Source organism: Actimicrobium sp. CCI2.3 (assembly GCF_035019065.1).
Lineage (GTDB): Bacteria > Pseudomonadota > Gammaproteobacteria > Burkholderiales > Burkholderiaceae_D > Actimicrobium.
The window spans coordinates 78,324-101,950 of record NZ_JASJWR010000002.1 but is presented as its reverse complement, the minus strand read 5'-3'; the positions used below and the strand labels follow the sequence as shown (position 1 = coordinate 101,950).

26 protein-coding genes are annotated in these 23,627 nt (G+C 59.3%); 16 read left to right on the top strand and 10 right to left on the bottom strand.

Annotated elements, in window-relative coordinates:
- Positions 1-9: 9 nt before the first annotated feature.
- The 3 genes from coxB to QN370_RS01740 all read right to left on the bottom strand — a co-directional run bounded on the left by coxB (position 10) and on the right by QN370_RS01740 (position 2,847).
- Positions 10-1,182 (bottom strand): cytochrome c oxidase subunit II, encoded by a 1,173-nt coding sequence (gene coxB / locus QN370_RS01750; protein WP_322128910.1) that lies wholly within the window; start codon positions 1,180-1,182, stop codon positions 10-12.
- Positions 1,183-1,270: 88 nt separating this feature from the next.
- Entirely contained in the window at positions 1,271-1,720 is a 450-nt protein-coding gene (locus tag QN370_RS01745) for a DUF2244 domain-containing protein (protein WP_322128911.1), read from the bottom strand.
- 194 nt (positions 1,721-1,914) lie between these two features.
- A complete protein-coding gene (locus QN370_RS01740) occupies positions 1,915-2,847 on the bottom strand; it encodes a methyltransferase domain-containing protein (protein WP_322128912.1) in 933 nt (310 codons plus the stop codon).
- Here QN370_RS01740 and QN370_RS01735 point away from each other — a divergent pair.
- From QN370_RS01735 to QN370_RS01725, 3 genes are read left to right on the top strand one after another with little or no spacing between them, the layout of a single operon-like run.
- Positions 2,841-3,653: a ComF family protein gene (locus QN370_RS01735; RefSeq protein ID WP_322128913.1), complete on the top strand. Its 813-nt coding sequence runs from the start codon at positions 2,841-2,843 to the stop codon at positions 3,651-3,653. The two genes, QN370_RS01740 and QN370_RS01735, sit on opposite strands and share 7 nt — an antisense overlap.
- Positions 3,654-3,672: 19 nt before the next feature.
- Complete coding sequence (gene trmL / locus QN370_RS01730) at positions 3,673-4,143, top strand: tRNA (uridine(34)/cytosine(34)/5-carboxymethylaminomethyluridine(34)-2'-O)-methyltransferase TrmL (RefSeq protein WP_322128914.1); 471 nt, start codon at positions 3,673-3,675, stop codon at positions 4,141-4,143.
- Positions 4,144-4,180: 37 nt separating this feature from the next.
- Positions 4,181-4,624, top strand: coding sequence for a copper chaperone PCu(A)C (locus tag QN370_RS01725; protein ID WP_322128915.1), 444 nt, complete (start codon positions 4,181-4,183; stop codon positions 4,622-4,624).
- A 3-nt stretch (positions 4,625-4,627) separates the two neighbouring features.
- Here the strand turns inward: QN370_RS01725 and QN370_RS01720 are convergent, their stop codons facing one another.
- The 3 genes from QN370_RS01720 to QN370_RS01710 all read right to left on the bottom strand — a co-directional run bounded on the left by QN370_RS01720 (position 4,628) and on the right by QN370_RS01710 (position 7,763).
- Entirely contained in the window at positions 4,628-5,116 is a 489-nt protein-coding gene (locus tag QN370_RS01720; RefSeq protein WP_322128916.1) for an adenylyltransferase/cytidyltransferase family protein, read from the bottom strand.
- Between the two features lie 135 nt (positions 5,117-5,251).
- Positions 5,252-6,103 carry a ferritin-like domain-containing protein gene (locus QN370_RS01715; RefSeq protein ID WP_322128917.1) on the bottom strand — a complete coding sequence of 284 codons (852 nt, stop codon included), beginning with the start codon at positions 6,101-6,103 and terminating at the stop codon, positions 5,252-5,254.
- Positions 6,104-6,224: 121 nt separating this feature from the next.
- Positions 6,225-7,763, bottom strand: a complete 1,539-nt coding sequence (locus QN370_RS01710) for a cryptochrome/photolyase family protein (protein ID WP_322128918.1) — start codon at positions 7,761-7,763, stop codon at positions 6,225-6,227.
- Between the two features lie 179 nt (positions 7,764-7,942).
- Here QN370_RS01710 and QN370_RS01705 point away from each other — a divergent pair, with 179 nt between their 5' ends.
- From QN370_RS01705 to QN370_RS01665, 9 genes are all read left to right on the top strand, one after another.
- On the top strand, positions 7,943-8,533 hold the full coding sequence (locus QN370_RS01705; RefSeq protein WP_322128919.1) for a glutathione peroxidase: 591 nt from the start codon (positions 7,943-7,945) through the stop codon (positions 8,531-8,533).
- A 105-nt stretch (positions 8,534-8,638) separates the two neighbouring features.
- Positions 8,639-9,934, top strand: a complete 1,296-nt coding sequence (locus QN370_RS01700; RefSeq protein WP_322128920.1) for an NAD(P)/FAD-dependent oxidoreductase — start codon at positions 8,639-8,641, stop codon at positions 9,932-9,934.
- 1 nt (position 9,935) lies between these two features.
- Positions 9,936-10,709 (top strand): DUF1365 domain-containing protein, encoded by a 774-nt coding sequence (locus QN370_RS01695; RefSeq protein ID WP_322128921.1) that lies wholly within the window; start codon positions 9,936-9,938, stop codon positions 10,707-10,709.
- A complete protein-coding gene (locus QN370_RS01690) occupies positions 10,706-11,932 on the top strand; it encodes a cyclopropane-fatty-acyl-phospholipid synthase family protein (protein WP_322128922.1) in 1,227 nt (408 codons plus the stop codon). Before QN370_RS01695 ends, QN370_RS01690 begins: the two co-directional genes overlap by 4 nt.
- On the top strand, positions 11,929-12,471 hold the full coding sequence (locus QN370_RS01685) for a chalcone isomerase family protein (RefSeq protein ID WP_322128923.1): 543 nt from the start codon (positions 11,929-11,931) through the stop codon (positions 12,469-12,471). The genes QN370_RS01690 and QN370_RS01685 overlap by 4 nt, the downstream gene beginning before the upstream one ends.
- On the top strand, positions 12,471-13,712 hold the full coding sequence (locus QN370_RS01680) for an MFS transporter (protein WP_322128924.1): 1,242 nt from the start codon (positions 12,471-12,473) through the stop codon (positions 13,710-13,712). The genes QN370_RS01685 and QN370_RS01680 overlap by 1 nt, the downstream gene beginning before the upstream one ends.
- Before the next feature lie 24 nt (positions 13,713-13,736).
- On the top strand, positions 13,737-14,270 hold the full coding sequence (locus QN370_RS01675; protein WP_322128925.1) for a DUF3833 domain-containing protein: 534 nt from the start codon (positions 13,737-13,739) through the stop codon (positions 14,268-14,270).
- On the top strand, positions 14,270-15,037 hold the full coding sequence (locus QN370_RS01670; RefSeq protein ID WP_416172187.1) for an SDR family NAD(P)-dependent oxidoreductase: 768 nt from the start codon (positions 14,270-14,272) through the stop codon (positions 15,035-15,037). Before QN370_RS01675 ends, QN370_RS01670 begins: the two co-directional genes overlap by 1 nt.
- Positions 15,034-15,510, top strand: a complete 477-nt coding sequence (locus tag QN370_RS01665; protein ID WP_322128927.1) for a nuclear transport factor 2 family protein — start codon at positions 15,034-15,036, stop codon at positions 15,508-15,510. The genes QN370_RS01670 and QN370_RS01665 overlap by 4 nt, the downstream gene beginning before the upstream one ends.
- Here the strand turns inward: QN370_RS01665 and QN370_RS01660 are convergent.
- Positions 15,488-16,324 carry a methyl-accepting chemotaxis protein gene (locus QN370_RS01660; protein ID WP_322128928.1) on the bottom strand — a complete coding sequence of 279 codons (837 nt, stop codon included), beginning with the start codon at positions 16,322-16,324 and terminating at the stop codon, positions 15,488-15,490. The genes QN370_RS01665 and QN370_RS01660 overlap by 23 nt on opposite strands.
- Positions 16,325-16,327: 3 nt before the next feature.
- Positions 16,328-17,605: a hypothetical protein gene (locus tag QN370_RS01655; RefSeq protein ID WP_322128929.1), complete on the bottom strand. Its 1,278-nt coding sequence runs from the start codon at positions 17,603-17,605 to the stop codon at positions 16,328-16,330.
- 238 nt (positions 17,606-17,843) lie between these two features.
- On the opposite strand from QN370_RS01655, the gene QN370_RS01650 reads away from it, so the two are divergent.
- Both QN370_RS01650 and QN370_RS01645 read left to right on the top strand, forming a co-directional pair.
- Positions 17,844-19,088, top strand: a complete 1,245-nt coding sequence (locus QN370_RS01650) for an MFS transporter (protein WP_322128930.1) — start codon at positions 17,844-17,846, stop codon at positions 19,086-19,088.
- Positions 19,089-19,124: 36 nt separating this feature from the next.
- Positions 19,125-19,385: a hypothetical protein gene (locus QN370_RS01645; protein WP_323581658.1), complete on the top strand. Its 261-nt coding sequence runs from the start codon at positions 19,125-19,127 to the stop codon at positions 19,383-19,385.
- A 246-nt stretch (positions 19,386-19,631) separates the two neighbouring features.
- Here QN370_RS01645 and QN370_RS01640 read toward each other — a convergent pair whose 3' ends face one another.
- Together QN370_RS01640 and QN370_RS01635 are read right to left on the bottom strand one after the other, a co-directional pair.
- On the bottom strand, positions 19,632-20,294 hold the full coding sequence (locus tag QN370_RS01640; RefSeq protein WP_322128932.1) for a PhaM family polyhydroxyalkanoate granule multifunctional regulatory protein: 663 nt from the start codon (positions 20,292-20,294) through the stop codon (positions 19,632-19,634).
- Positions 20,295-20,352: 58 nt separating this feature from the next.
- Positions 20,353-21,612 carry a branched-chain amino acid ABC transporter substrate-binding protein gene (locus QN370_RS01635; RefSeq protein ID WP_322128933.1) on the bottom strand — a complete coding sequence of 420 codons (1,260 nt, stop codon included), beginning with the start codon at positions 21,610-21,612 and terminating at the stop codon, positions 20,353-20,355.
- A gap of 99 nt (positions 21,613-21,711) precedes the next feature.
- Between QN370_RS01635 and QN370_RS01630 the strand changes: the two genes are divergently transcribed.
- The gene (locus tag QN370_RS01630) at positions 21,712-22,803 is read left to right on the top strand and encodes a DUF3108 domain-containing protein (protein ID WP_322128934.1); all 1,092 of its coding nucleotides are present in this window, start codon (positions 21,712-21,714) and stop codon (positions 22,801-22,803) included.
- 24 nt (positions 22,804-22,827) lie between these two features.
- Positions 22,828-23,580, top strand: a complete 753-nt coding sequence (locus QN370_RS01625) for a DUF3108 domain-containing protein (protein ID WP_322128935.1) — start codon at positions 22,828-22,830, stop codon at positions 23,578-23,580.
- Positions 23,581-23,627: the final 47 nt, after the last annotated feature.

Here is a 23,627-nt window from a genome sequence, read left to right as displayed (position 1 = left end):
TGGAGTCAGTTATTTGCGCGCAGCCAGAACTTCGGCTGGTTGGACAATATTTTCGGCAGCCTTGTTCGACCAGCTGTTCCGGGTATAAGTAATTACTGCGGCGATGTCCGTATCGGACAGCGTTTTCCAGGACGGCATCGCATTTTTGCCGTTCAACAAAAGATGAATCTGATCGGCTTTCGCACCATTCACTACTGCCGAACCGTCGAGTGCAGGGAACGCGCCCGGTACGCCTTTGCCGGTCGCCTGATGGCAGGCTACGCAATTCGTTGTGTAGACTTTTTCGCCGCGCTGCTTGAGCTCATCGACGGTGTAGATCTTGTTCGGATCATCGGCCAGTGCGGACATTTCTTTTTTCTTGCCGTCAACCCAGATTTTATAGTCGGCATCGGACACGGCTCTGACGACAATCGGCATGTACGCATGCTCGGCACCGCACAGCTTGTCGCACTGACCGCGGAAGGTACCCGTTTGTTCTGCCTTGAACCAGGCATCGCGCACAAAGCCCGGAATCGCATCCTGCTGGACGCCCAGCATCGGCATGCCCCAGGCATGGATCACGTCATTGGCGGTGGTGATGATACGAATCTTGCGGCCGACCGGTACGACCATTTCGTTGTCGACTTCAAGCAGGTAATTATTGCCACGTGCCTCGGTCGGTGCAACGCCAGGCGCGCCAATCTGGCTGCGCGGTGTCGACAGGTTCGACAGGAAAGCAATGCCTTCGCCTTCGCCCTTGAGGTAGTCATAACCCCATTTCCACTGCATCCCGGTCGCCTTGATCGTGATGTCGGCATTCGAGGTATCCTTCATCGCGACCACCGTGCGGGTAGCCGGCAGTGCCATCGCGATGACGATGACGAATGGCACGATGGTCCAGGCGATTTCGACAGCGGTACTTTCATGGAAGGTGGCCGACTTGTGGCCCAGCGACTTGCGATGCTTGAGGATGGAGTAGAACATCACGCCGAATACCGCCACGAAAATCACCAGACAGATGATCAGCATGAAGGTGTGCAGCGAGTAAATTTGTTCGGCGATCTTGGTGACACCGGGGTGGAGATTGAGCTGGCGGACAGCCGGGCCGCCAGGAATATCCTGAACCTCCGCTGCACTTGCCAGGCCGCTCGCCGCCATGGTGGCTGCAAACATCATCGATTGAAGGCGCTTCACTTGTCTCATGTTTTCCTCAACAACCCATTTTTAATAATTCTGTCTTGCGGGTGCTCACAACCGGAACGGTGTGGACTGTCTTGACTGCAGGACACCATTAATTACAACCTGTTCGTATCAGCGACTGCCTCAACTCGGAAGCAAATTCACGACGCTTGTAATACGGCAAATAGCGCCCAACTTCTACCTGAGAACTACCCGACCTGATTCGTATCAAGGCGCTCGGCAAGCCGGGCGCTTCAATGCGAAGCGTACTGATGTCAAACCTGAGCTGGCGTGTGCGATCCGACTCGACCAGTTCAACCACCAGGTCATTACCTGCCAACCAGATACATTCCCGGTCGCAGGCATGGCGTGCGTAATACAAAAACGCTGCGCCGACTGCAGATAACTCAACCACCGAGAAAACCAGTACCAGCCAGGCACCGCCTAGTGTAAAAATTGTCGCCAGTAGCAGCGACACGAAACACAGGCTGGCGTAAAACCGTGCCAGCTGTCGCGGCGAGATCGAGCAATTTCTTTTCAGCATCCACTGTTGTTCTGCCATGGTTCCAACCCTGAATTAATGATTGCACTCAACAGCCACGGCGAAAAACCGTCGAAGTATATGTCGAAATTCGACTTCGTATCAAGCGGAATAACCGCGTCTTTCGCCCTGCCAGCCCGTGGCATCCCCTGCTCCCGGCACGCCACGCCCTGCATCCGGAGCGATTCTTTGAGACGTTCTCCGGTCCGCTTTTTTTACTTTCGCGGCGGAAAATCCAGCCGCACAATCGATTCACCGCGTGACGTAGTTTTTGGTGCCGGACGGAAAGCATGTCCGTAGATCACCTCGAAAGTCAGCGCGATCGTCCCGTCTGGCGCACGCAATTGCTCCAGTTGGTCTTTCATTTGTTGCCAGCGCCGGCGTCCCGTCAGGCTGCGCGTACGCGTATCCAGCGGGTTACCACCCAATGCGCGCACCTCGGCCAGCAGCTTGTCGATCGATCGGTACGTGACCGTAATCGTCTCCATATCCATCACCGGCGTCGAGAAACCGGCCTCGACCAGCATGTCACCGAAGTCATGCATGTCCACAAAGGGCAAGATGCGCGGACTCGGATCAACGGCGGTAAAGGCACTGCGCAACTGCTTGAACGTATCGGGCCCGAAGCACGAAAACATCAGCAATCCGTCGACGCGCAAGACACGCCGCCATTCCGCAAAAACCTGATCCGGCGACGGATGCCAGTGCAGCGCAAGATTCGACCACACCAGATCAATCGACTGCGGAGCAACCGGCAAGCGGGCGAAATCACCGCACAGCATTGCTGCACCGGTGTGACGAACAGGCAGCCATTGCGCCATCAATTTGTTCAGCGCCGACGACGCTGCGCCCTGAGTGATCCGCGCTTGCTGCACCATCGCAGCGGCTGCATCGATCCCGAGAATCTGTGCGGCTGGATAGCGCTTCTGCAGCGGCAACAAGTCGGCACCCTCGCCGCAACCGGCATCAAGCACACGCAGCGGAGTCAGCCTGACGAGCGCCAGCCTTTCCTGCATCCGCGCGGCGATTTCGCGACGCAAAAAATCCGACTCGGTCAAGCGCTGCGGGCGCGCGAACAGATGCCGGACACGATCGAGATCAATTGGTGCGCTCTGATTTTTTTGGGTTGCGGACGAGTCGGATGTCACAAAAAATTCCTGACCATAGGAGAGTTGATAAGGGTGAAGTCTACACGTCCGGTTCCTTCTTTGCTCCGATGAAATGGCACTGGAGACATCGACTGGCAGCGTGCCGGACAAGTCTGTCAACGCTGCTCCCGTCTGACTGTGCGCTATGCGGACTGAGCGCACCGGGCATCCTGTGCGAACCCTGCAAGTCGCAGTTCTTCCGGCACATGGCGCAACGCTGCCAGCGCTGCGCGCTGCCGGTCTCTGCTGCGCCGGTCTGTGGCGCTTGCCTGCGTAACCCGCCCGCTTTCGATGCGACCATTGTTGCCGCCGATTATCAGGCACCGATCGACCAGTTGGTGCTCGCCCTGAAATTCGGGGCCGCATTGCCACTGGCCCCACTGTTTGGCAACTTGCTTAAAGAGGCCATGATCGTCGCTGCGCCCGACCGCAGCAACTGGCCGGATATCCTCGCCCCGGTTCCACTCGGATCGCAGCGACTGATCGAGCGGGGCTACAATCAGGCACTTGAAATTGCCCGACCACTGGCGCGTTCGCTTACACTTCCACTTTTACCGAGCCTGCTGATCAGGGTGCGCGATACCGAGGCTCAGGCAGCAATGCCGGCGCGCCAGCGTCATCAGAACATGCGGGCGGCATTCATCGTGCCACCACCGTCCGTAACGAGCGTGACAGGACGGCACATCGGTCTGGTCGACGATGTCATGACCACTGGTGCGACGCTGCACGAACTGGCGTTGACACTGAAACGCTGCGGTGCGAGCCGGGTCACCAATCTGGTGTTTGCACGTACGCTGCCCCGATAATTTTTAGCTCAAGGATTCCATGTTTCATGTCGTACTCGTCGAACCCGAAATCCCGCCCAACACCGGCAATATCATTCGGCTATGTGCCAACACTGGCGCACAATTGCACCTGATCGAACCACTGGGTTTTCCGCTCGACGATGCCAAGATGCGCCGTGCGGGCCTCGACTATCATGACTACGCAACGATGCAGGTTCATCCCGACTGGGCCCATTTCATGGCAACCGTGCAGCCGGATCCGGCGCGCATGTTTGCGCTGACCACCCACGGATCGGCACCGTTTGCCAACGGCCAGTTCCGCGCCGGCGATGTATTCGTGTTCGGCTCCGAAACCAAAGGTCTCGACCCGGCGTTGCGTGCTTCCTTCCCGCCGGATCAGCGCATCCGCCTGCCAATGCGGCCCGACAACCGCAGTCTGAACCTGTCGAACACGGTGGCCGTCGTCGTCTACGAAGCATGGCGTCAGAACGGCTATGCCGGTGGCGCATGATGCGCCCCCCTCCACCCTTTTAACCCAAGGACTCCCTATGCGTCTGACCACCATGATTTTCCTCGCTGCAGCCGCTCTCTCAGGCAATGCCCTTGCTGCCGATCCGGCAATCGACATCAGCCGCGCGTTCGCACGCGCATCGGCTCCGGGCCAACCGTCGGCAGCCGTCTACCTGACCATCAAGAATAACGGCGCTGTCGCCGACAAGCTGTTGCGCATCAGTACACCGATTGCGGCATCAGCCGAATTGCATACGATGTCGATGACCGACCATGTCATGAAGATGCGTGAAGTGACGGATGTCGCAATTGCGGCCAACACCACGTTGACGATGACACCCGGCGCCGGCTATCACGTGATGCTGACCGGCCTGAAACAAGCGCTGGTAGAGGGCCAGGCCGTTCCGCTGCAACTGACTTTCGACAGGGCCGGCGTGGTTGATGTGCAGATCAAAATCGACGCACTCACCACAGCATACTAAGCACTACAGTTCTTCCGGGGACTGCCTGACCTTCGATAATAATTGCGTTGTTGAACGGTCGTGCTTGAAATCGATGGCGATGGCCTTGCCGCCGTAGCTCAGGACTTCCTGCCCTTCCGGAATCGCCTCCATCTCATAGTCGCCACCTTTGGCGTAGATGCCCGGATGCGCTTCACGCACGACTTCGAGCGCCGTATCTTCATCGAACGCCACCACCAGACTGACTGACTCAAGCGCCGCAATCACCGCCATCCGGTCAGGGCAATGATTGAGCGGCCGGTCGCTGCCTTTACCGAGGCGCTTGACTGACGCATCGGTATTGACGGCGACTACCAGAGAGGCACCGAGTGCTCGGGCCTGTGCCAGATAAGTGACGTGACCGCGGTGCAGGATATCGAAGACGCCATTGGTCATCACGACAGGCTGCGGAAGATGTGCAATGCGCGAAGCCAACTCGGTACGACGGCAAATCTTGTGCTCGAAATCGGACATGGCAAATCTCCTGTCAGGATTAAAAAAGCCGCAAGAAAATTCTGGCGGCTCTTTGCTGCATTACAAACTTGCTTTACCAGCTTACGGTACAAACTCACCTCACGAATTGACTTCGCGAGTTGGCATCACCAGCCATCACACCGTCGCAACGGGCAGCGCCATCCGGTTGATCACTTCCTTGCGATAGCGATTGAGCTCCTGCACGGTCGTAAAACTGCGCTCGAACAACAGCGACATATTGTGCAGGATGCGATCAACGACTTTCTTTTCCCACTCGCCGTCAAACTTGATCTGGCCATCGAGCCAGTGCTCGAGCCACTCCGGGTCCGGCAAGCGTGACTGCACTGTGTCGTTCGGAAACAGCGATTGGTTCACGTGCAAGTTAGTTGGATGCAATGGTTTTTCGGTACGCCGGGCCGACGCCATCAGCACGCCAATTTTGGCAAACGCAGCGCGTGCCGAATCACCGGAAACACCGAGTGCTTTTTTCATGTAGCGCAGATAGGCACCACCGTGACGTGCTTCATCCTGGCTGATGATCTTGTAGATTTGCTTGATGACTGGCTCGGAGTGCCACTCGGAAGCGCAGCGGTACCAGTGATTGAGACGGATCTCGCCGCAGAAATGCATCATCAGCGTTTCGAGTGCCGGAGCCGGATCGAATTCAAAGCGGACCTTGTCGAGCTCGGCTTCGGTCGGCACGAATTCCGGACGGAAGCGACGCAGATACTCCATCAAGACCAAGGAATGCTTTTGTTCTTCAAAAAACCAGACCGACATGAAGGCAGAAAAGTCACTGTCGCCGCGATTGTCACGCAAGAACATTTCGGTAGCAGGCAACGCGGACCACTCGGTGATCGCATTCATACGGATCGTCTGGGCCTGCTCGTCCGTCAGTTTCGATGCATCAAACTGGTCCCAGGGAATGTCGGTATCCATGTTCCAGCGGACTTGCTCAAGCGATTTAAACAATTCTGGGTACAACATAAGTGCCTTAATAAAGATAAAGTAACTGCTTGATTCTACCAACAAATGCGCCTGCGGCAAGCGCAGCGCAGCGCGTACCAGAAGTCCTCTCGGACTACCTAAACTCACCGTCGCCCGGATCTCACAACCTGTCGATCCGATCCAGCATATCGGCGGCCAGAACACGAATATCGGCACGCTCCTCGCTCGACAACCGCGTAATGTTTTTTGCCATCAGCGCCGTTCGCGGATTGCCGACCAATGTCGCTTCATGCTTGTCAATGAAATTCCAGTACAGCGTCGTGAACGGACAGGCACGTGCACCGAGACGCTCGGCCGGATCGTACCGGCAGCCGCTGCAGTAATTGCTCTGGCGTTTGATATAGGCACCGCTCGAAATATACGGCTTGCTGGTGAACCGGTTGCCAAGTGCATGCAGTGCCATCCCCGCCACGTTGGGCAATTCGACCCACTCGACTGCATCGACATAGACCGCCAGATACCAGTCGCTGACCTGTTGCGGAGACAATTCAGCCAGCAGCGCGAAATTCCCGGTCACCATCAGACGCTGGATGTGATGGGCATAACCATGTTCCAGTGTCTGACCGATGGCCGCCTTCATGCAGGCCATGCCGGTGTCGCCGGTCCAGTAAAAGCGCGGCAGCGCGCGTTGGTGATCGTAGTGATTGGCCGACTTCATGCCAGGCATGTCGAGCCAATAGACACCGCGAATGAATTCACGCCAGCCGAGCACCTGGCGAATGAAGCCTTCGGCACTGGCAAGGGCGGCGGTACCGTTGCGATAAGCCGCTTCGGCCGCGGCAATCACTTCGGCCGGTGACAGCAAATGCAGGTTCAGGCTAGTCGACAGCAGCGCGTGCCAGCCGAACGGCGTGTCAGTCCACATCGCATCCTGATACGTTCCGAAGCCGACCAGTCGGGTTGCGATGAACGCGTCGAGCGCCTGCAAGGCCTGGGCCCGGTTGACCGGCCAGATGAAGTGATCGGTGCTGCCCGGATGATCCGTGAACTCGGCCTCGACCAGCGCGATGACTTCATTGGTGATCGCATCCGGCGCAAAACGGGCCGGCGGCGGAATCACGCCGGGACCGGTGCGCTTCGGAAAAGCGCTGCGGTTTTCGGCATCGTAATTCCACTCGCCGCCCTCGGGCTGCTCGCCGTCCATCAGGACCCGGTGCTTCTTGCGCATCACACGGTAAAAGAACTCCATGCGCAGTTCTTTTTTGCCTTTGGCCCAGGTCGCGAATTCGCTGCGGCTGCACAGGAAATGGGTATCGTCGATGACGCGTAACGGTGTCTGCGACGTCTCGCAAACCTGCTCCAGCAATTGCTGCATGCGCCATTCGCCGGGGTCGGCCACGTACAACGCCAGTGGCTGATGTTCGGCCAGCACGGCACCAAGACGCGCCGCAAAATCGCCCGGAAGCGGGTCATCGAGCTTCACGTAAATGAAGGGCCAGCCACGTTCGCCCAGCGCCAGCGCAAAATGCCGCATCGCCGACAGGAACAGCGTAATGCGCGCCTTGTGCGACCACACCGCCATGCCCTCGCTCGCGGCCTCGATCATCACCACCACATCGCGCTGCGGATCAAAATCTGCCAATGCCGGGTTATCCAGAGAAAGCTGATCGCCCAGCACCAGAACCAACCGGCGCATCATGACGTTGCCACAAAAAAAGGAGAATTGACCATCAGGAATGTCTTTCACATCTTGTCATAAGGAGCCCATCAGAAGCGCTTGCCAGACTGCCGAAACAGAAGCCCGGCCGCACCGTCGAAGTGGGCTTGAAAAATCAGTTAGACTTGAAAGCCCAGAATAATACCAGCGAGTCTTCAATCATGAATTTGCGCCAACGGATCATCGCCTTTTTGCTGTTTGCCATCGCCACGACCGGATTATTGCCGGCAGCGCAGGCGCAATCCCAACCCGCTGCGTCGGCCACCTGTCCCGCCGTGCTGCAACAGCAATTCAAGCGTTTGCAAGATGAGACGCCGCAAAATCTTTGCCAGTATGCGGGCAAGGTAACGCTAGTCGTCAATACCGCCAGCTACTGCGGTTTTACCACCCAATACCAGGGTCTCGAAGCACTCTACGCCAAATATCAGGGACGCGGCCTGGTCGTACTCGGCTTTCCATCGAATGATTTTGGCAAGCAGGAGCCAGGCTCGAGCAAGGAAATCGCCGACTTCTGCTTCAACACGTATGGCGTGAAATTCCCGATGTTTTCAAAAGCCGTGGTCACTGGTCCGAACGCCAACGCACTGTATGCCACACTGGCCAAAGTAACCGGCAAAACTCCGCAATGGAATTTTCACAAATACCTGATTGATCGCAGCGGCAAGATCGTCACCAGTTTCGCCAGTGAAATTGAACCGGGCAATCCGAACCTGGTGAACGCCATCGAAAAAGCACTGAATCAACCCGGTTAAGTACCTGTAGTGAATCCGATTGAACCGCAGGCGCGTAGTAGTGTGATGGGCTGTTGAAATTTCGCTGGTAAAACTGATTAACTTTGTTCGGGCAGGAGAGATGTTATGAAAATCGCTGTTGTAGGTGCCGGCATTTCCGGCTTGTCATGCGCTTACCGCCTGTCCGAAGCTGGCCACGATGTCACCCTGTTCGAAGCCAACGATTATTTTGGCGGCCATACCCATACCGTCGACGTGACGCTGGACGGCCATACCCACGGCGTCGATACCGGCTTTCTGGTGTTCAACCACAAGACCTATCCGAACCTCGTGGCGCTGTTCAAAGAGCTTGATGTCGAGACCGTCGGCACCGACATGTCGTTCTCGGTCAAGCTGCCGCTGGGCAAGCGCACGCTCGAATGGGCCGGCGGCAATCTGGACGCCGTGTTCGCCCAGCGCCGCAATCTGCTGAGCCCGCGCTTCATCGGCATGCTGCGCGACATCCTGCGCTTCAACCGCGAGACCACCGCGATGGCACTGGCCGGTGACGATCTTGCATCCGGCATTTCGCTTGGCGAGTTCCTCGTTCAAAACAAGTACACCGAACAATTCCGCGCCTGGTATTTGCTGCCGATGGCCGGCTGTATCTGGTCGTGTCCGACCGAACAGATGCTGGCCTTTCCGCTGTCGACCTTCGTGCGCTTTTGCCATAACCACGGCCTGCTGCAAGTCAATGGCCGGCCGCAATGGCAAACCGTACGCGGTGGCGCACGCCAGTATGTCGACAAGCTGCTGGCAAAAATCGGCCACACGGCGCTGCACACTCCGGTACGCGCGATCACCCGCCAACCGCATGGTGCGGACACGCGCATCACGATCACCACGGACGATGGCGAACACCAGTTCGAGCATGTCGTGCTGGCCAGCCATAGCGACCAGAGTCTGGCCTTGCTCACTGACGCCAGCAGCGCCGAGCAAGCGGTGCTGTCGGCAGTACGGTATGAGCCGAACCGCGCCGTGCTGCACACCGATGCGAGCTGTCTGCCGGCCAGTCGCAAAACCTGGTCCGCCTGGAATTACCAGAGCCAGAACAGCCAGACGCCAAAAGTCTGCGTGCACTATCTGATTAACCAGTTGCAGCCGTTGCCGTTCACAACGCCGGTGATTGTGTCGCTCAACCCGATCGATGAACCCGATCCGTCCAAAGTGATCGCCGAATACGACTATGCCCATCCGCTGTTCGATGCCGCCGCGATCCGGGCGCAGGGTCGTTTGCCGTCGCTGCAAGGCGTGCGCAATACCTGGTTTGCCGGTGCCTGGACCGGCTACGGATTTCATGAAGACGGTCTGAAATCCGGTCTCGCCGTGGCGCAATCCGTCGCGATGCTGGAACGCCAGCAGTCGCTGCGCGTGGCGGCCTGAGATGCACCAGGCCGCCACTTCCACTGCGCAACTCTGCTTCGGCAAGGTCGCCCACAGTCGCCTGCGTCCGGCCGCCAACGCATTCACCTACGGTGTGTATTTCTTGCGCCTGCCGCTGCGCACGCTGGGTGCGGACGATTTTGGTCCGCGTCTTTTTTCGCGCAACCGCTTCAATTTTCTCTCGTTCCACGACCGCGACCACGGCGACGGCCAGCAGGCATTGTTACCGTGGATCGACCACCTGCTGCGCAGCGAAGGCATCACCGACGCCACCGGCGAAATCTGGTTACAGACCTTTCCGCGCGTGTTCGGCTATGTCTTCAATCCGGTCTCGTTCTGGTTTTGCCACCGTGCCGACGGTGCCTTGCGCGCCATTCTCTGCGAGGTCAGCAATACCTTCGGCGAGAAGCATTGCTACCTGCTCGACAGCGGCGCGGCCATGACATTGGGTGAGGAAATCACCGCGCGCAAGGTGTTCCATGTCTCGCCGTTTTGCGCGACCTCGGGCACGTACCGTTTTCGCTTCGTCCACAAAGGCGCGCACACGATTGCCCGCATCGACCATGACGATGCCAGCGGTCCGCTGCTGCTGACCAGTATTGCCGGCACCGCCACTGCATTGAACAACCGCAGCGTGTTGCGCGGCTTTTTCTCTTATCCGCTGATGACGTTCGGCGTGATCGTACGCATCCACTGGCAAGCGCTGAAACTGTTTTTCAAACGCGTTCCGTTTTATAGCAAACCCGCACCACCGACCAAAAAGTTGAGCCGATGAACACCACGACTGCCACTCTTCCCGTCCACGCCAAACACCTGTCGACCGAGGCCTTTCCGTCGCAAGTACAGTTCGTGCTGCAACTGCTGCGCAAGATCGATCAGGGCGCAATCGTGATGGAATTCCCGGATGGCCAGAGTGCGCACTTCGGCGACACCTCGACGCCGGTGACGATGAAACTGCACAACTGGGAAGTCTGCAGCGCCGCGCTGAAATCCGGTGATATCGGCTTTGCCGAAACCTTCATTGATGGCCACTGGACTACCGACAATTTGCCGGCATTGGTCGAGCTGTTCACGCGCAACCGGCACGCCGTCGAATCGGTCATTTATGGCACCTGGTGGGGCAGTCTGCTGTATCGCGTCAAGCATCTGTTCAACCGCAATTCGCGCTCGGGCAGCCGCAAGAATATCCATGCGCACTACGACATCGGCAACGCTTTTTACCAGCTGTGGCTGGACCCGTCGATGACCTACTCGAGCGCCCTGTTTTCGAACGGTCACATCGACAGCCTGCAGGATGGCCAGCAGGCGAAATACCGCCGCATCCTCAGCGAACTGCAAGTCGGCAACGATGCCCGCATCCTCGAAATCGGCTGCGGCTGGGGCGGCTTTGCCGAGATCGCCGCACGCGATGCCGGTGCCCATGTGACCGGCCTGACGCTGTCGACCGAACAACTGAACTTTGCCCGCCAGCGTCTGGCCGATGCCGGCGTGGTCGATCAGGTCGAACTGCTGCTGCAGGACTACCGCGACACCAGCGGCCAGTTCGACGGCATCGCCTCGATCGAAATGTTTGAAGCCGTCGGCGAGAGCTACTGGCCCAGCTACTTTGAATGCATTGCACGCAATCTAAAATCGGGCGGACGGGCCTGCATCCAGACCATCGTCATCGATGACGCGCTGTTTGAACGCTACCGCAAAGGCACCGACTTCATCCAGCAGTACATCTTCCCGGGCGGCATGCTGCCATCGCCGAAAGTGTTCAAGCAATACGCCGAACAAGTCGGGCTGCGCGTGATCAACGAATTCAAGTTCGGTCTCGATTACGCCCGCACGCTTGACGAGTGGCGCAGCGCCTTCAAGGAACAATTACCGAAGGTACGGGCACAAGGTTTCGATGATCGATTCCTGCGCACCTGGGAGTTTTACCTCGCGTATTGCGAAGCGGGATTTCGCGCCGGCAGTATCGACGTCGCGCAATTCACACTGGAAAAACCATGACCGCGCGCCGATGGGGAATGCTGTTTTCCGGATTGCTTCTGAGCCTTGCAATGGCCCTGCCGGCATGGTCTGCGCCCGCCTTCATTGAGGCCGATGTGCCAACGGCGCGGCTGTCCGGACAAGGCACGTTCCGCTGGTTCGGCCTGCATATCTACGACGCGCAATTATGGGTCGGCCCAAAAGGCATCGCACCCGACGCGCCACTGGCACTGGCTCTGACTTATGCCCGTTCGCTCAATGGCAAAAAAATCGCCGAATCCAGCGCCGACGAAATCAGCAAGCTCGGCCTGGGCACGCCGGCCCAGCGCGCCGAATGGCTCACGCGCATGACCGCGCTGTTTCCTGACGTGAGCGACGGCACCCAACTGACCGGCGTCTTTCTGCCCGCATCGGGCGCGCGCTTTTACCTCGACGGCAAACTGCTCGGCGAGATCGCTGATCCGGTCTTTGCCCGCGCCTTCTTTGCCATCTGGCTGGATCCAAAAACCAGCGCCGGCAAATTACGCGACGCCTTGTTGATGAACGCGGTACCGCGCTGATGGCGCGACTGGACCGCGCCAGCCTGTTCGCTTACGGACTGTTCGGCATGCCGCTGGCGATGGTCGCGCTACCGGTCTACATGTACGTGCCGAAGTTGTACGCTGAACGCTTCGGCATGTCGCTGACGCTGATCGGTACCGCGCTGTTACTGGCGCGTCTGTTCGATGCCTTCCTCGACCCGGTACTCGGTTTGTGGATTGACGGTGCGCGCCGGGCCGATAGCTACCGGCGTTTCGTGTTGCTGGCCTTGCCGTTGCTGGCGGCCGGATTCGTCGCGCTGTTCCATCCGCCGACGGTCGCGGCGGGCTTTCCGATGACGTGGTTCATGATGGCGCTGCTGGTGGTCTACGTGGGTTTTAGTCTGGCCACGATCAGCCACCAGAGCTGGGGCGCGGCACTGACGCAGGCACCCGACCAGCGCTCCCGGCTGACCGCCACCCGCGAAGGCTGCGGACTGATCGGCGTCATCATTGCCGCAGCGTTACCGACGCTCGGTCCGTCCTGGTGGCTCACCGCCGCCTTCCTCGTCGTACTGGCCTGCTCTGTACTGCTGCTGACGCGTTCGGCACCGCTGCCGGCGCGCACGCTACGCAGCCATAGCGGCTGGTCGGAGTTGCTGGTGCCGTTTCGCAGCAAACTGTTCCGCTGGCTGTTTGCGGTGTTTGTCGTCAATGGCATCGCCGCGGCCATCCCGGCCACGCTGTTCCTGTTTTTCGCCAGCGACCGCTTGCAACTGGGCCAGCAGGCCGGACTATTCCTGGTGCTGTATTTCGTCGCCGCGACTGCCTCGATGCCGCTTTGGGTCGCGCTGGCCAAACGCCTTGGTGAAGCGCGTGCCTGGATGTTCTCGATGCTGCTGGCGGTGGCCGGCTTCGTCTGGACGTACAAACTTGGTGCCGGCGACGGCACGGCGTTCGGCGTAATCTGCGTGCTGGCCGGCCTGACGCTGGGCGCTGACCTGGCCCTGCCGCCGGCCTTGCTGGCCGCCGTCATCCATCAGGCTGGCGACAGCGGCAAACGCGAAGGCGTGTATTTCGGTGCCTGGAGCTGGGCCACCAAAATGAACCTGGCGCTGGCCGCCGGCATCTCGCTACCGTTGCTGGAATGGCTGGGCTACGTGCCCGGCTTGCAAAGCGACGCCGGCGGACAAGCCATTGCCATCGGTTATGCGGTAACGCCCTGCGTGCTGAAATTGATCGCTGCAGCGCTGCTGTGGCGGGCTCCATTGCGCACCATTTGATTGCTCACAATTTAAAGGAATCCCATGAAAATATTCAAACCCCTGCTCGCCCTGTGCTGCGCTGTCCTGATCGCCGGTTGCGGCACGGTCGAACCATCGCGCTACGCGGACCAGAAACCAACGCTCGACCTGCAGCAGTATTTCAATGGCACCTTGGACGCACAAGGGATGTTCCAGGATCGTTCCGGCGAAGTCATCAAGCGCTTTGGCGTGGTCATGGTCGGTAGCTGGAAAGGCGATGTCGGTACGCTCGACGAGAGCTTCACCTACTCCGACGGCACCAAGGAAAAACGTGTCTGGACATTGACCAAGACCGGCCCCGGCACTTACACCGGCACCGCCGGGGACGTGGTCGGCGTGGCCCAGGGCGTGGTCGCGGGTAATGCATTGCGCTGGACCTACGTGCTGGCGTTGCCGGTCGACGGCAAGGTCATCAACGTGACGATGGAAGACTGGATGTACCTGATGGATGATCGCGTCATGCTCAACCGCGCGGCGATGAGCAAGTTCGGTTTTCATGTCGGCGACGTGACGCTGTCGTTCACCAAGCGGCCATGATGAATCCGGCCATCCGCAACTGGTCCGGCCAGCGCGTCTGGGTCATTGGTGCATCAACCGGCATCGGCGCCGAAACAGCGCGTCAGTTGTTGACCAAGGGTGCGCGGGTGGCGCTGTCCGCACGGCGCGCCGAGCCACTCGAAGAGCTGGCCGCCGGTCATGCCAACGCGCTGGTGGCACTCGTCGACATCACCGATCACGCTACCGTGCTGGCCGCGCGCGACCAGTTGCTGGCGGCCTGGAAAGGCATCGATCTGGTACTCATCGTCGCGGGCGGCTACAACGAAATGCGCGCCGACAGCCTCGATCTGGCCAAGGTCAATCAACTGATCGACCTGAACCTGCGCGGTGTTTTCAATTGCCTCGATGTCGTCTTGCCCGGCTTGCTGAAGCAGGGCAGCGGTGGCATCGGCATCGTCGCCTCGGTGGCTGGTTTCGGCGGCTTGCCGAAAGCACTGATCTATGGCCCGACCAAGGCCGCGTTGATCAACCTGACTGAGTCGCTCTACCTCGACCTGCATCCGCGCGGCGTGGCGGTGTACCAGATCAATCCGGGCTTCGTCGATACGCCGATGACGGCCGTCAATGACTTCAAGATGCCGGCGCTGATCAGCGCCACGCAAGCGGCCGACAAACTGGTCGCCGGGCTTGAAGCAGGCGACTTCCATATTCACTTTCCGAAGCGGTTCACCAACTGGATACGACTGGCGCGACTGCTACCGTACCGCTGGTATTTTGCGCTGATTCACAAGGTGACCGGCTTATGAGTGATCAGCTTGTGAAGCATCAGCTTGTGAAGCACCAGCTTGTAAAGCACGCCGACGGCCTGCACGCACTGGTCGATTTTTTCGAGACGCTGACGCAAGCCAGCATCACCCGCATCGACACCATTTACAGCGCCGATGCGTTCTTCAAGGACCCGTTCAACGAAGTCCGTGGCAGGGCCGAGATCACGCGCATCTTCCAGCACATGTTTGTGCAGGTGAACGCGCCGCGCTTTGTCGTGACCACGCAGTTACTGCAGGATGACCAGGCTTTCCTGACGTGGGATTTTCATTTCAGGATGAAGCGCTTTTCGACCGAAGAGCAGTGCATACGCGGCGCTACCCACGTGCGCTTCGATACTGCCGGCCAGGTCTGCCTGCATCGCGATTACTGGGATGCGGCCGAAGAGCTGTATGAAAAACTGCCCGTGCTGGGCAGTCTGATGCGCTGGCTCAAGCGAGCCGGAAAAAACTGACTTCGTCGCTCAACCGCTGCGCCTGCTCGGATAAGGTGGTCGACGCCGCTGCCGCCTGTTCCGACAAGGCCGCGTTTTGCTGGGTGGTGCGATCGAGTTCATGGATGGCGATTTCAACCTGACCGACGCCGCTGCTTTGCTCTCTGGTGGTGACCGTAATCTCTTGCATCATCGTTGCGATCTTGTCTGCATTGATGACGATTTCGTGGATCGTCGTGCCGGCTTCGGTGACTACCCGGTTACCGCTTTCGACCTGCGCAATACTCTCGGTGATCAGCGTCTTGATTTCCCGCGCGGCGGCTGCCGAACGACCGGCCAGCGCCCGCACCTCTGAGGCCACTACTGCAAATCCGCGCCCCTCTTCGCCGGCCCGCGCTGCTTCGACCGCCGCATTGAGAGCGAGGATGTTGGTCTGGAAAGCGATGCCGTCAATGACGCCGATGATCTCACCGATCTTGTTCGACGAGACACGAATACCTTCCATCGTCGCCGCCACCTGATTGATCACGGTACCGCCGCGCGTGGCCGATACCGCGTTGGCCTGCACGATGCTCATCGCGCCGGCCACCGTGCTGGAGGTCTGCTTCACGGTCGATGAAATCTGTTCCATGCTCGAGGCAGTTTCCTCAAGGCTGGCAGCAGCCTGCTCGGCCCGGCCCGACAGGTCGTTGGCAGCAGCCTGCTCGGCCCGGCCCGACAGGTCGTTGGCAGCAGCGGCGATCTCGTTGCTGGCCGTCTGCACCTGCGCCGATCCGTCCAGTACGATGCCGACGATACGCCGCAAGCTGGTTTGCATCTCGCCCATCGTATTCATCAACTAGGCCGCTTCATCGCTGCCCCAGGGCTTCGGTGCGGTGGTCAGGTTACCCTTGGTGATTTCCTGCAGATGACCGGCGACTTCCTGCAAGCCCCCCATCATCACTCTGTAAAACGCCAGCATCAGGTAGCTCGCGAGCAGCACAAAAAACAGGCAGATGCCGAACTGGGTCGTCAGCGTGCCCTGCAGGCGATCGATCCGTGCCTGCAATTGCGTGTCCAGTCGTGCCATCACCTGCAACGTCAGCGCGATCTGCTTGTCGACAGCGGCATTACCCAGCGCGAGAAAGGTGGCGGCGTCGCCGGTCAGTTCCGGCCCCATGATCTGCTTCATGATGGCGGCACGGAATGCATCCGACGCGACGTCGGTGGCCTGCATGTCCATGTTGCGTGCTACCTCCGGAAAAATGGCGATACCCGCCTTGTAGGACGCCTCGACATCCCGGTCGAGGTAATCCTGAACCGCATTGCGCTGGCTCATTTGTTCACGCCGTAACGGTGTCAGCTCCTTGTCATTGAGGATCATGCTACCGAGGCCGCGCAATTGCGCCGTGTTCTCGTACTGCATCGGTCCACGCAGGACCGAAATATTCATCATGTGATACGTGTCAAGGTCCGGGTCCAGACTCAGTTGCGACCCGTCGGCAACCCGCGCCATCAAGTCCAGCACCAGCGCGATGTAATCGGAATGCAGCTTGAAGGTTGCATCCGGGTTGGCCGCCAGCGGCGTTTGCATCAGGAACTGGTGCGCCTTGAGCAAAAGCTCGAACGGTTTTTCGGTGCCGAAGTCCTTGCCCAGTTCGGTCTGGCGCGCCTGCACTTTATCGAAGGCAGCACTGATACTGGCTTGCTGCTCGGCCAGTTGCGGCGCGGTACCGGACGCTATCCGCCGACGACCCTGCGCCGCCTTGAGCAGGTCCACCAACGGATGGACAAAGGTCAAGCCCTGACGCTCGGTACGCGCAAAGCTGACCTGGTCATTGGCGGCCGACCACAGGTAAAACAACGTCATCAACAACGGGACAAGAAACGCCAACGCAATCCAGAGCGCCTTGGCCTGAAACCGGATGCTGCGAAACAGACGCACTCCCGGTGAGAGCCAGCCGTGATACCTGAAAAAATTGCCGAAACCGGCAGTGCCATTAGAACCTGGAAGAGATTTATCACCACTCGATTGCATCTGAAACCTCTTCAAATCGCTGACGCCGAAACCCATGCCAGCACCCGCCTTGCCACCCTCTAAAACGACCACATCCTGCGTCAGCGTTGACCGATGCAAGACCTGCCCGTACGTTATTGTCCATCGACTACCAACGGCATGCCTTGCCGGAGTGGTTGGTTGATTGCCGCGATCATGATGACACATGTCAGTCAACATTAAATTACAACTAGTAGTTTTATTTTCGTGAGAGTAGCTACTTAAGTTGATATCAGAAAATATATTTCTAGCGCACCTCGCTATCCGGCCAGGCTGCTACCATGCCGTCCACGCCCACTCTGATGATGTGCACTACACCGTGACTATTCCCCCACCCCGACTGACTCCCCGCAAAGAATGGCTGGTCCTGCTGACGCTGGCCGGTATCCAGTTCACCCACATTCTCGACTTCATGATCATGATGCCGCTCGGCCCGCAACTGATCCGGGTGCTGCACATTGATACGCACCAGTTCGGGCTGCTGCTGTCGTCGTACACGTTCACGGCGGCGATATCGGGTTTGCTGGCGGCCACCTACATCGAACGTTTCGACCGCCGCAAGCTGACGCTGACGCTGTACGTGCTGTTCATGCTGGCGACGCTGTGCTGCGGTCTGGCGCAGACCTTCCCGCAACTGCTGTTTGCGCGCGCACTGGCAGGCGCGTTTGGCGGCATCCTCGGTGCGATGGTGCAAACCATGGTGGCCGATATCATTCCGTTTGAACGACGCGGCAAGGCAATGGGGACTGTGATGGCGGCATTTTCGCTGTCGACGGTGGCCGGCGTACCGCTCGGTCTGGTGCTGGCAAATCATTTGCCGGCGCTGGGCTGGCGTGCACCGTTTTTCTTCATCGTCGCGCTGGCGATGGTGATCTTCGTGATTGGCTACCGCTTGCTGCCCAGTCTGACCGGGCACATGCAGCAGACGCGCAAGGGTAATATTTTCCAGCAGATTTTTCTGGTGGCCAGGCATCCCGAACATCTGAAGGGCTTCCTGTTCATTGCCATGATGATGCTCGGCGGGTTCACGGTGATTCCGTATATTGCGCTGTACATGACGACCAATGTCGGCTTGCCTGAATCGTTCATTACGCTGATCTATCTGTGCGGTGGCGCGGCAACCTTCTTCACGTCTCAAGCAATTGGCCGTCAGGCCGACAAGCGCGGCAAGCTGAGAGTCTTCCGCTGGGTGGCGCTGGCGTCGATGGTACCGATACTGATCACGACACATCTGGTGCCGATCGCGTGGTGGCTGGTGCTGATCAATTCGACGATCTTCTTTGTGCTGGTGCCGGGACGCATGGTGCCGGCGATGGCGATGGTCAGTGCCATTGCGCCGCAACAGGTACGCGGTACGTTCATGAGTCTGGTGTCCTCGGTGCAGATGGCGTTTGCCGGATTAGCCTCACTGATCGCCGGACTGATCATCACGCGCGCGCCGGGTGGCGAGATCCTGCACTTTAACGTGGTCGGTTATCTCGCCGTCGGCTGCACGCTACTCGCGCTGCTGGTGGCACCGATGCTGCGCGTGGCAGGTGCGCCACCGACTGGACCGACGCCCTGACGCAGCGGCAGTTCGTAGCGTGGACACAGACCTATCGTGCCCACGCGGAACGGCCTGAATTGGCAGGCATTCCCGATCTGCGCGCGCGGGCACAAGAGGCCGTACCCGCCCTTGTTTTATGGTTTTGAAGTTGATGTTGATTTTGATGTTGATGTTGATGTTGATTTTGATGTTGATTTTGACGTGGCAGTTGACGTTGACCTGTTCCGCATTGAAGCAGCTGCCAAAAGTCGGAGTCAGGCAGGGGATCAGAGGGACGCATGTCTGAGCGAAGCGAGTTTGCGGCCCTCCCCCTGACTGGCTCCGGCTTTTGGGAACCCGAAGGGCAGCCGCTTCGCGGTCGCCTTTTTCTTGGTTACTTCTTTTTGGCGAAGCAAAAAGAAGTGACCGGCTGCCGGGCCGCCCCCGGCTAGGTCATGACGAAGCGCATGCAGGATCAGCTACCGCAGTCAGTACATTCGGTGCAATGCCCTGCGGTTATTGCACCCTACGAACTGCGCGTGGCAGGTGCACCAACGACTACACCGACGCGCTGACGCGGCGTCAGGTCTTTTCCGGCTTGGCTGCAGCGGTGGGTTTTTTTACGGGACGGGGCTTGGCGGCAGCGGCTGGCTTGGCAGTGCTCGCTGCCTTCGGTGCGCTGGCCGGCTTGGGTGCGGCCACCGGTTCTGGCGGAATCGCGTTGGCGACTGCTTGCTGGAACTGCTGCTGCAGCATGTTCCACCAGGCGTTCGGATTGGCTATCGGCGGCAGCTCAGCGGCAGCCTCGGGGACCGGGGCTGCTTGCGGTGCCGGCGCAGGCGCAGGTGCCGGCGCTTGCGCTGGAGCCGCCTCGGTCTTCGCTGATGCTGCCCTGAAAAATGCTTCATAAGGCGATGGTTGCGGCGTCGGTGCCGGTTCGGCCGGCTTCATCGCCGAGCTGAAATTGGCACTCATCGATTGCAGCGTGGCGATCGTCGCGCTTTGTACTTCCAGCGCCTTGATGGTCCCGCCCAGCATGTTCATGTTCATCGTCAGCCAGCTTTCGACCGCCTTCAGATCAGCGATCTGCTTGTCAATTTCTTCCACCGACAAGGTGGGCATGACCATGCCCGGCATGCTGGCACCCGGCAAGGTAATGCCACCCCACAGTTTTTTCATGAATTCCAGCGTATCGGTCATTGCGCCTGCGCCGGGCATGTTTGGCATCGAAGATTTCATCATCATGTGTCCCCAAGAGTGAAAAACCAGATTAGCAGAGAACGCCTCCGCACGAACAATCAATTCAATGGCGCGTCATCGTGCACGTGCTTGGCTGGGCAGTCGCCGCAGGCAGCAGATAGCGCTCGGTCTTGAAGCCATAACCGCTACCCTCGTTATCGAAGCGCACGCCGTCCTCACCCTGCTTTTGCATCACCGAGACGGTCAGCGGCTGAATCAGCTGGTGATCGGCTGCACGCATGGTCGCCTCATGAAAGCCGTTGGCAAACCGTGCACCTTCGAGGGCTCTGGCAACGCTGGCTGCTTCGGTACTGCCGGCGCGTTCGATCGCGCTGACCAGCATCTCGATCATGACCCGCATGCGCAAGTGCACGTAGTCATCCCGTGGCTCCGGAAAGCGCTGGCGAAACGACTGGTAGAACGCATCGCTGGCCGCGCCGCCGACATTCGGATGCCATTCGGCCACCGCCCGCACGCGCCCGACACCCGCATCACCGATCGCCGCCGGGGCACCGAGGCCGTTGCCATAGAACGTGTAGAACTTCAGATTCAGGCCGGACTCCCGCGCCGCCTTGACCAGCAGCGTCAGGTCATTACCCCAGTTGCCCGTGATGACCGTGTCCGCACCACTGGCCCGTATCTTGGCCGCGTACGGCGCGAAATCCTTGATCTTGCCGATCGGATGGAACTCGTCGCCGACGATGCGGATATCGGGTCGCTTGGCCGCCAGCTGGGTGCGTGCGGCCGTCGCCACCTGATGACCGAAACTGTAATCCTGACCGATCAGATAGACCTTGCTGGCGCGGCTATCGCCCTCGATCACATCGGTCAGCGCCTGCATGCGCATGTCGGCATTGGCATCGAACCTGAAATGCCAGAAGCTGCATTTGTCATTGGTCAGGACCGGATCGACCGCCGAGTAATTCAGGAACAGCAAGCGGTTATCGGGACTGCGTTCGTTGTGCTTGTTCAGTGCATCGACAAGGCTGGCCGCTACCGCTGAACTGTTGCCCTGCAAGACAAACGGAATATGCCGGTCTTCCGCCTGACGCAAGGCGATCAGTGATTCGTCGATGGTCTGCTTGTTGTCGAAGACGCTTAGCTGCAGCGGGTGGCGACCATCCTTGAGCCGCACACCCCCTCGGGCATTGACCACTTCGATCGCCAGCTGGACGTTGCGCTGCACGGCTTCGCCGGCATTGGCAAACGGACCGGACATGCCTTCGATCATGGCGAGCGGGATCGGCGGCAGGGCCGCGGCAGTAGCACTCCACACACCGAGCAGGCAGGCGACCAGCAAGAATTGTCGCATTGGCGATGACATTGGCGAGTCCAGTCAAAAAGGAGAGCATTTTACGCGCCGGGATGATTCAGAGTGTGACACCGCAAGGCAACCGCGCACCGCAACGTTTACACTCCCGGCATGAATCCTCCGGCCAATCCCGAGAAGCGCCTGCAACGCTGGTACCGTCCGGTGGCAATTGCCATCGTGGCGCTGCTGCATCTGGCCGCGTTCAACTGGATCACAGCCCATCCTGCGCATCCGGTGCTGCAATCGCACAACGAACCCGTCGTGATGCTGCAGTTGCAACGCGAGGTGGCGAACCCCAAACCGGCTGCGCCACCCTTGCCAAAAACGCGCCCGCCCGCAGTACGCAAACTGCCGCAGCCGGCCATACCGGCACTGCCCGTGATCATCGCGGCAGCATCGGACTCGCCCGTCGCGCGCACCGACGAGTCGTCCGTCGAAGCCAGCGCTACGACGCCCGCTGCAGTGATCGCACCGCCCGCCGAACCGGTCGCGCCGGTAGTCGCGTCCGTACCGGAACCGGAACCGGCAACGGCACCCGCGTTCAACACCGCACCGCCGCCGTCGGCCGAAGTGAACTACGCTGTACAGGCACTGCGTGACGGCAAGATCGTCCATGGCAGTGGCAAAATTGGCTGGCGCCGCAGCGGTGACAATTACCTGATCAATGGTGAAGCCAGCGTGCTGTTTTTCACGGTGCTGAGTTTTCAGAGTCTGGGTAGTCTCGACCCGCAGGGCATCACGCCGCTGAAGTACAGTGAAAAGCGTTTCCGCAAACCCGAGACCAATACCCACTTCCAGCAAGCCAGCAAACTCATCAGTTTTTCCGCGTCGACAACGACCTATCCGCGTACCGGCGGCGAACAGGACCGTGCCAGCATCGTCTGGCAACTCGCCTCGATCGGACGGGGCGATGCCAGCCAGTTTGTGCCCGGCAGCGCGCTCGAAATTTTCGTTGCCGGCGTACGCGATGCCGAAACCTGGCACATCAAGGTGGTCGGCGAAGAAACCCTCACGCTGGGTGGCGAGCAATTTACCACCTGGCATTTCCTGCGCCAGCCGCGCCCCGGCTCCTACGACACCCAGGTCGAATTCTGGCTGGCACCAGCCCGTGACTGGTATCCGGTACGGCTGCGACAGACCGAAACCAACGGTGATTATCTCGACATGTCGATGTCGTCGATCACGCCGCTGGCCGAGCGCTAACCATTTTTTATGAACGGAGTTTTCATGCGATCCATCCCGCTGCGACATCTTGTTGCGACCACCATTTTCCTCTGCACCAGCATGTCGGCCAGTGCCCAGCATGCGGTGCACAAGCGCACCTTCACGCCACCACCACCGGCCGACCTGAGCTATACAATCAAGGCCCGCCAGAACGGTTTTTCGCTCAACGGCGAAGCGCTGATCAAGTGGCGCACCACGCCCGGCACCTTCAGCATCAGTACCGAAACCCGCTCGCCACTGGTCGGCAAGATCGTCGATGCCACCAGTAGCGGCAGCATCGATGCCTTCGGCCTGGCACCAGCGACCTTTGTTGAAAATCGCTGGCGCAAAGAGCCGACGACGACGACCTTCGACCGTACCGCCAAGATCATCCGCTTTGCCCCGGAAGCCGACACGTTCCCGTTACTCGGCGGCGAACAGGATCGCAATAGCGTGATCTGGCAACTGATCGCCGTCGCACGCGCCAACGCCGCTGCCTTCAAGGTCAATTCTTCATGGGACTTTTTTGTTGCCGGCCCGCGTGATGCCGAGCCGTGGGTCTTCACTGTGGTCAAGGAAGAGAAACTCGACACGACGCTGGGCCCGCAGCGCACCGTGCATGTGACGCGTGCGCCACCACCGGACTCGAAAGGCCAGCAACTCGATATCTGGCTCGCACCGGGTAAGGAATGGTATCCGGTGAAAGTGCGTTTCTCGGAAGCCGATGGCGACTTCATCGAACAGTCATTGGAGAAGATCGGTAGCGTACCGGGATAAGCCTGCCAGGTGCCTGCGCCACATCAATGACCTCCGGGATGAAGCTT

Excerpts from the sequence above, each read along its gene's own strand:
- trmL (WP_322128914.1), top strand. The coding sequence starts at position 3,673 with ATGTTTCATGTCGTACTCGTCGAACCCGAAATCCCGCCCAACACCGGC.
- QN370_RS01735 (WP_322128913.1), top strand. The coding sequence starts at position 2,841 with ATGTCACAAAAAATTCCTGACCATAGGAGAGTTGATAAGGGTGAAGTC.
- QN370_RS01635 (WP_322128933.1), bottom strand. The coding sequence starts at position 21,612 with ATGTCATCGCCAATGCGACAATTCTTGCTGGTCGCCTGCCTGCTCGGT.
- QN370_RS01640 (WP_322128932.1), bottom strand. The coding sequence starts at position 20,294 with ATGATGATGAAATCTTCGATGCCAAACATGCCCGGCGCAGGCGCAATG.
- QN370_RS01745 (WP_322128911.1), bottom strand. The coding sequence starts at position 1,720 with ATGGCAGAACAACAGTGGATGCTGAAAAGAAATTGCTCGATCTCGCCG.
- QN370_RS01675 (WP_322128925.1), top strand. The coding sequence starts at position 13,737 with ATGAAAATATTCAAACCCCTGCTCGCCCTGTGCTGCGCTGTCCTGATC.
- coxB (WP_322128910.1), bottom strand. The coding sequence starts at position 1,182 with ATGAGACAAGTGAAGCGCCTTCAATCGATGATGTTTGCAGCCACCATG.
- QN370_RS01660 (WP_322128928.1), bottom strand. The coding sequence starts at position 16,324 with ATGAATACGATGGGCGAGATGCAAACCAGCTTGCGGCGTATCGTCGGC.
- QN370_RS01685 (WP_322128923.1), top strand. The coding sequence starts at position 11,929 with ATGACCGCGCGCCGATGGGGAATGCTGTTTTCCGGATTGCTTCTGAGC.
- QN370_RS01630 (WP_322128934.1), top strand. The coding sequence starts at position 21,712 with ATGAATCCTCCGGCCAATCCCGAGAAGCGCCTGCAACGCTGGTACCGT.
- QN370_RS01665 (WP_322128927.1), top strand. The coding sequence starts at position 15,034 with ATGAGTGATCAGCTTGTGAAGCATCAGCTTGTGAAGCACCAGCTTGTA.
- QN370_RS01690 (WP_322128922.1), top strand. The coding sequence starts at position 10,706 with ATGAACACCACGACTGCCACTCTTCCCGTCCACGCCAAACACCTGTCG.
- QN370_RS01720 (WP_322128916.1), bottom strand. The coding sequence starts at position 5,116 with ATGTCCGATTTCGAGCACAAGATTTGCCGTCGTACCGAGTTGGCTTCG.
- QN370_RS01625 (WP_322128935.1), top strand. The coding sequence starts at position 22,828 with ATGCGATCCATCCCGCTGCGACATCTTGTTGCGACCACCATTTTCCTC.
- QN370_RS01695 (WP_322128921.1), top strand. The coding sequence starts at position 9,936 with ATGCACCAGGCCGCCACTTCCACTGCGCAACTCTGCTTCGGCAAGGTC.
- QN370_RS01725 (WP_322128915.1), top strand. The coding sequence starts at position 4,181 with ATGCGTCTGACCACCATGATTTTCCTCGCTGCAGCCGCTCTCTCAGGC.
- QN370_RS01705 (WP_322128919.1), top strand. The coding sequence starts at position 7,943 with ATGAATTTGCGCCAACGGATCATCGCCTTTTTGCTGTTTGCCATCGCC.
- QN370_RS01715 (WP_322128917.1), bottom strand. The coding sequence starts at position 6,103 with ATGTTGTACCCAGAATTGTTTAAATCGCTTGAGCAAGTCCGCTGGAAC.
- QN370_RS01670 (WP_416172187.1), top strand. The coding sequence starts at position 14,270 with ATGAATCCGGCCATCCGCAACTGGTCCGGCCAGCGCGTCTGGGTCATT.
- QN370_RS01700 (WP_322128920.1), top strand. The coding sequence starts at position 8,639 with ATGAAAATCGCTGTTGTAGGTGCCGGCATTTCCGGCTTGTCATGCGCT.
- QN370_RS01710 (WP_322128918.1), bottom strand. The coding sequence starts at position 7,763 with ATGATGCGCCGGTTGGTTCTGGTGCTGGGCGATCAGCTTTCTCTGGAT.
- QN370_RS01680 (WP_322128924.1), top strand. The coding sequence starts at position 12,471 with ATGGCGCGACTGGACCGCGCCAGCCTGTTCGCTTACGGACTGTTCGGC.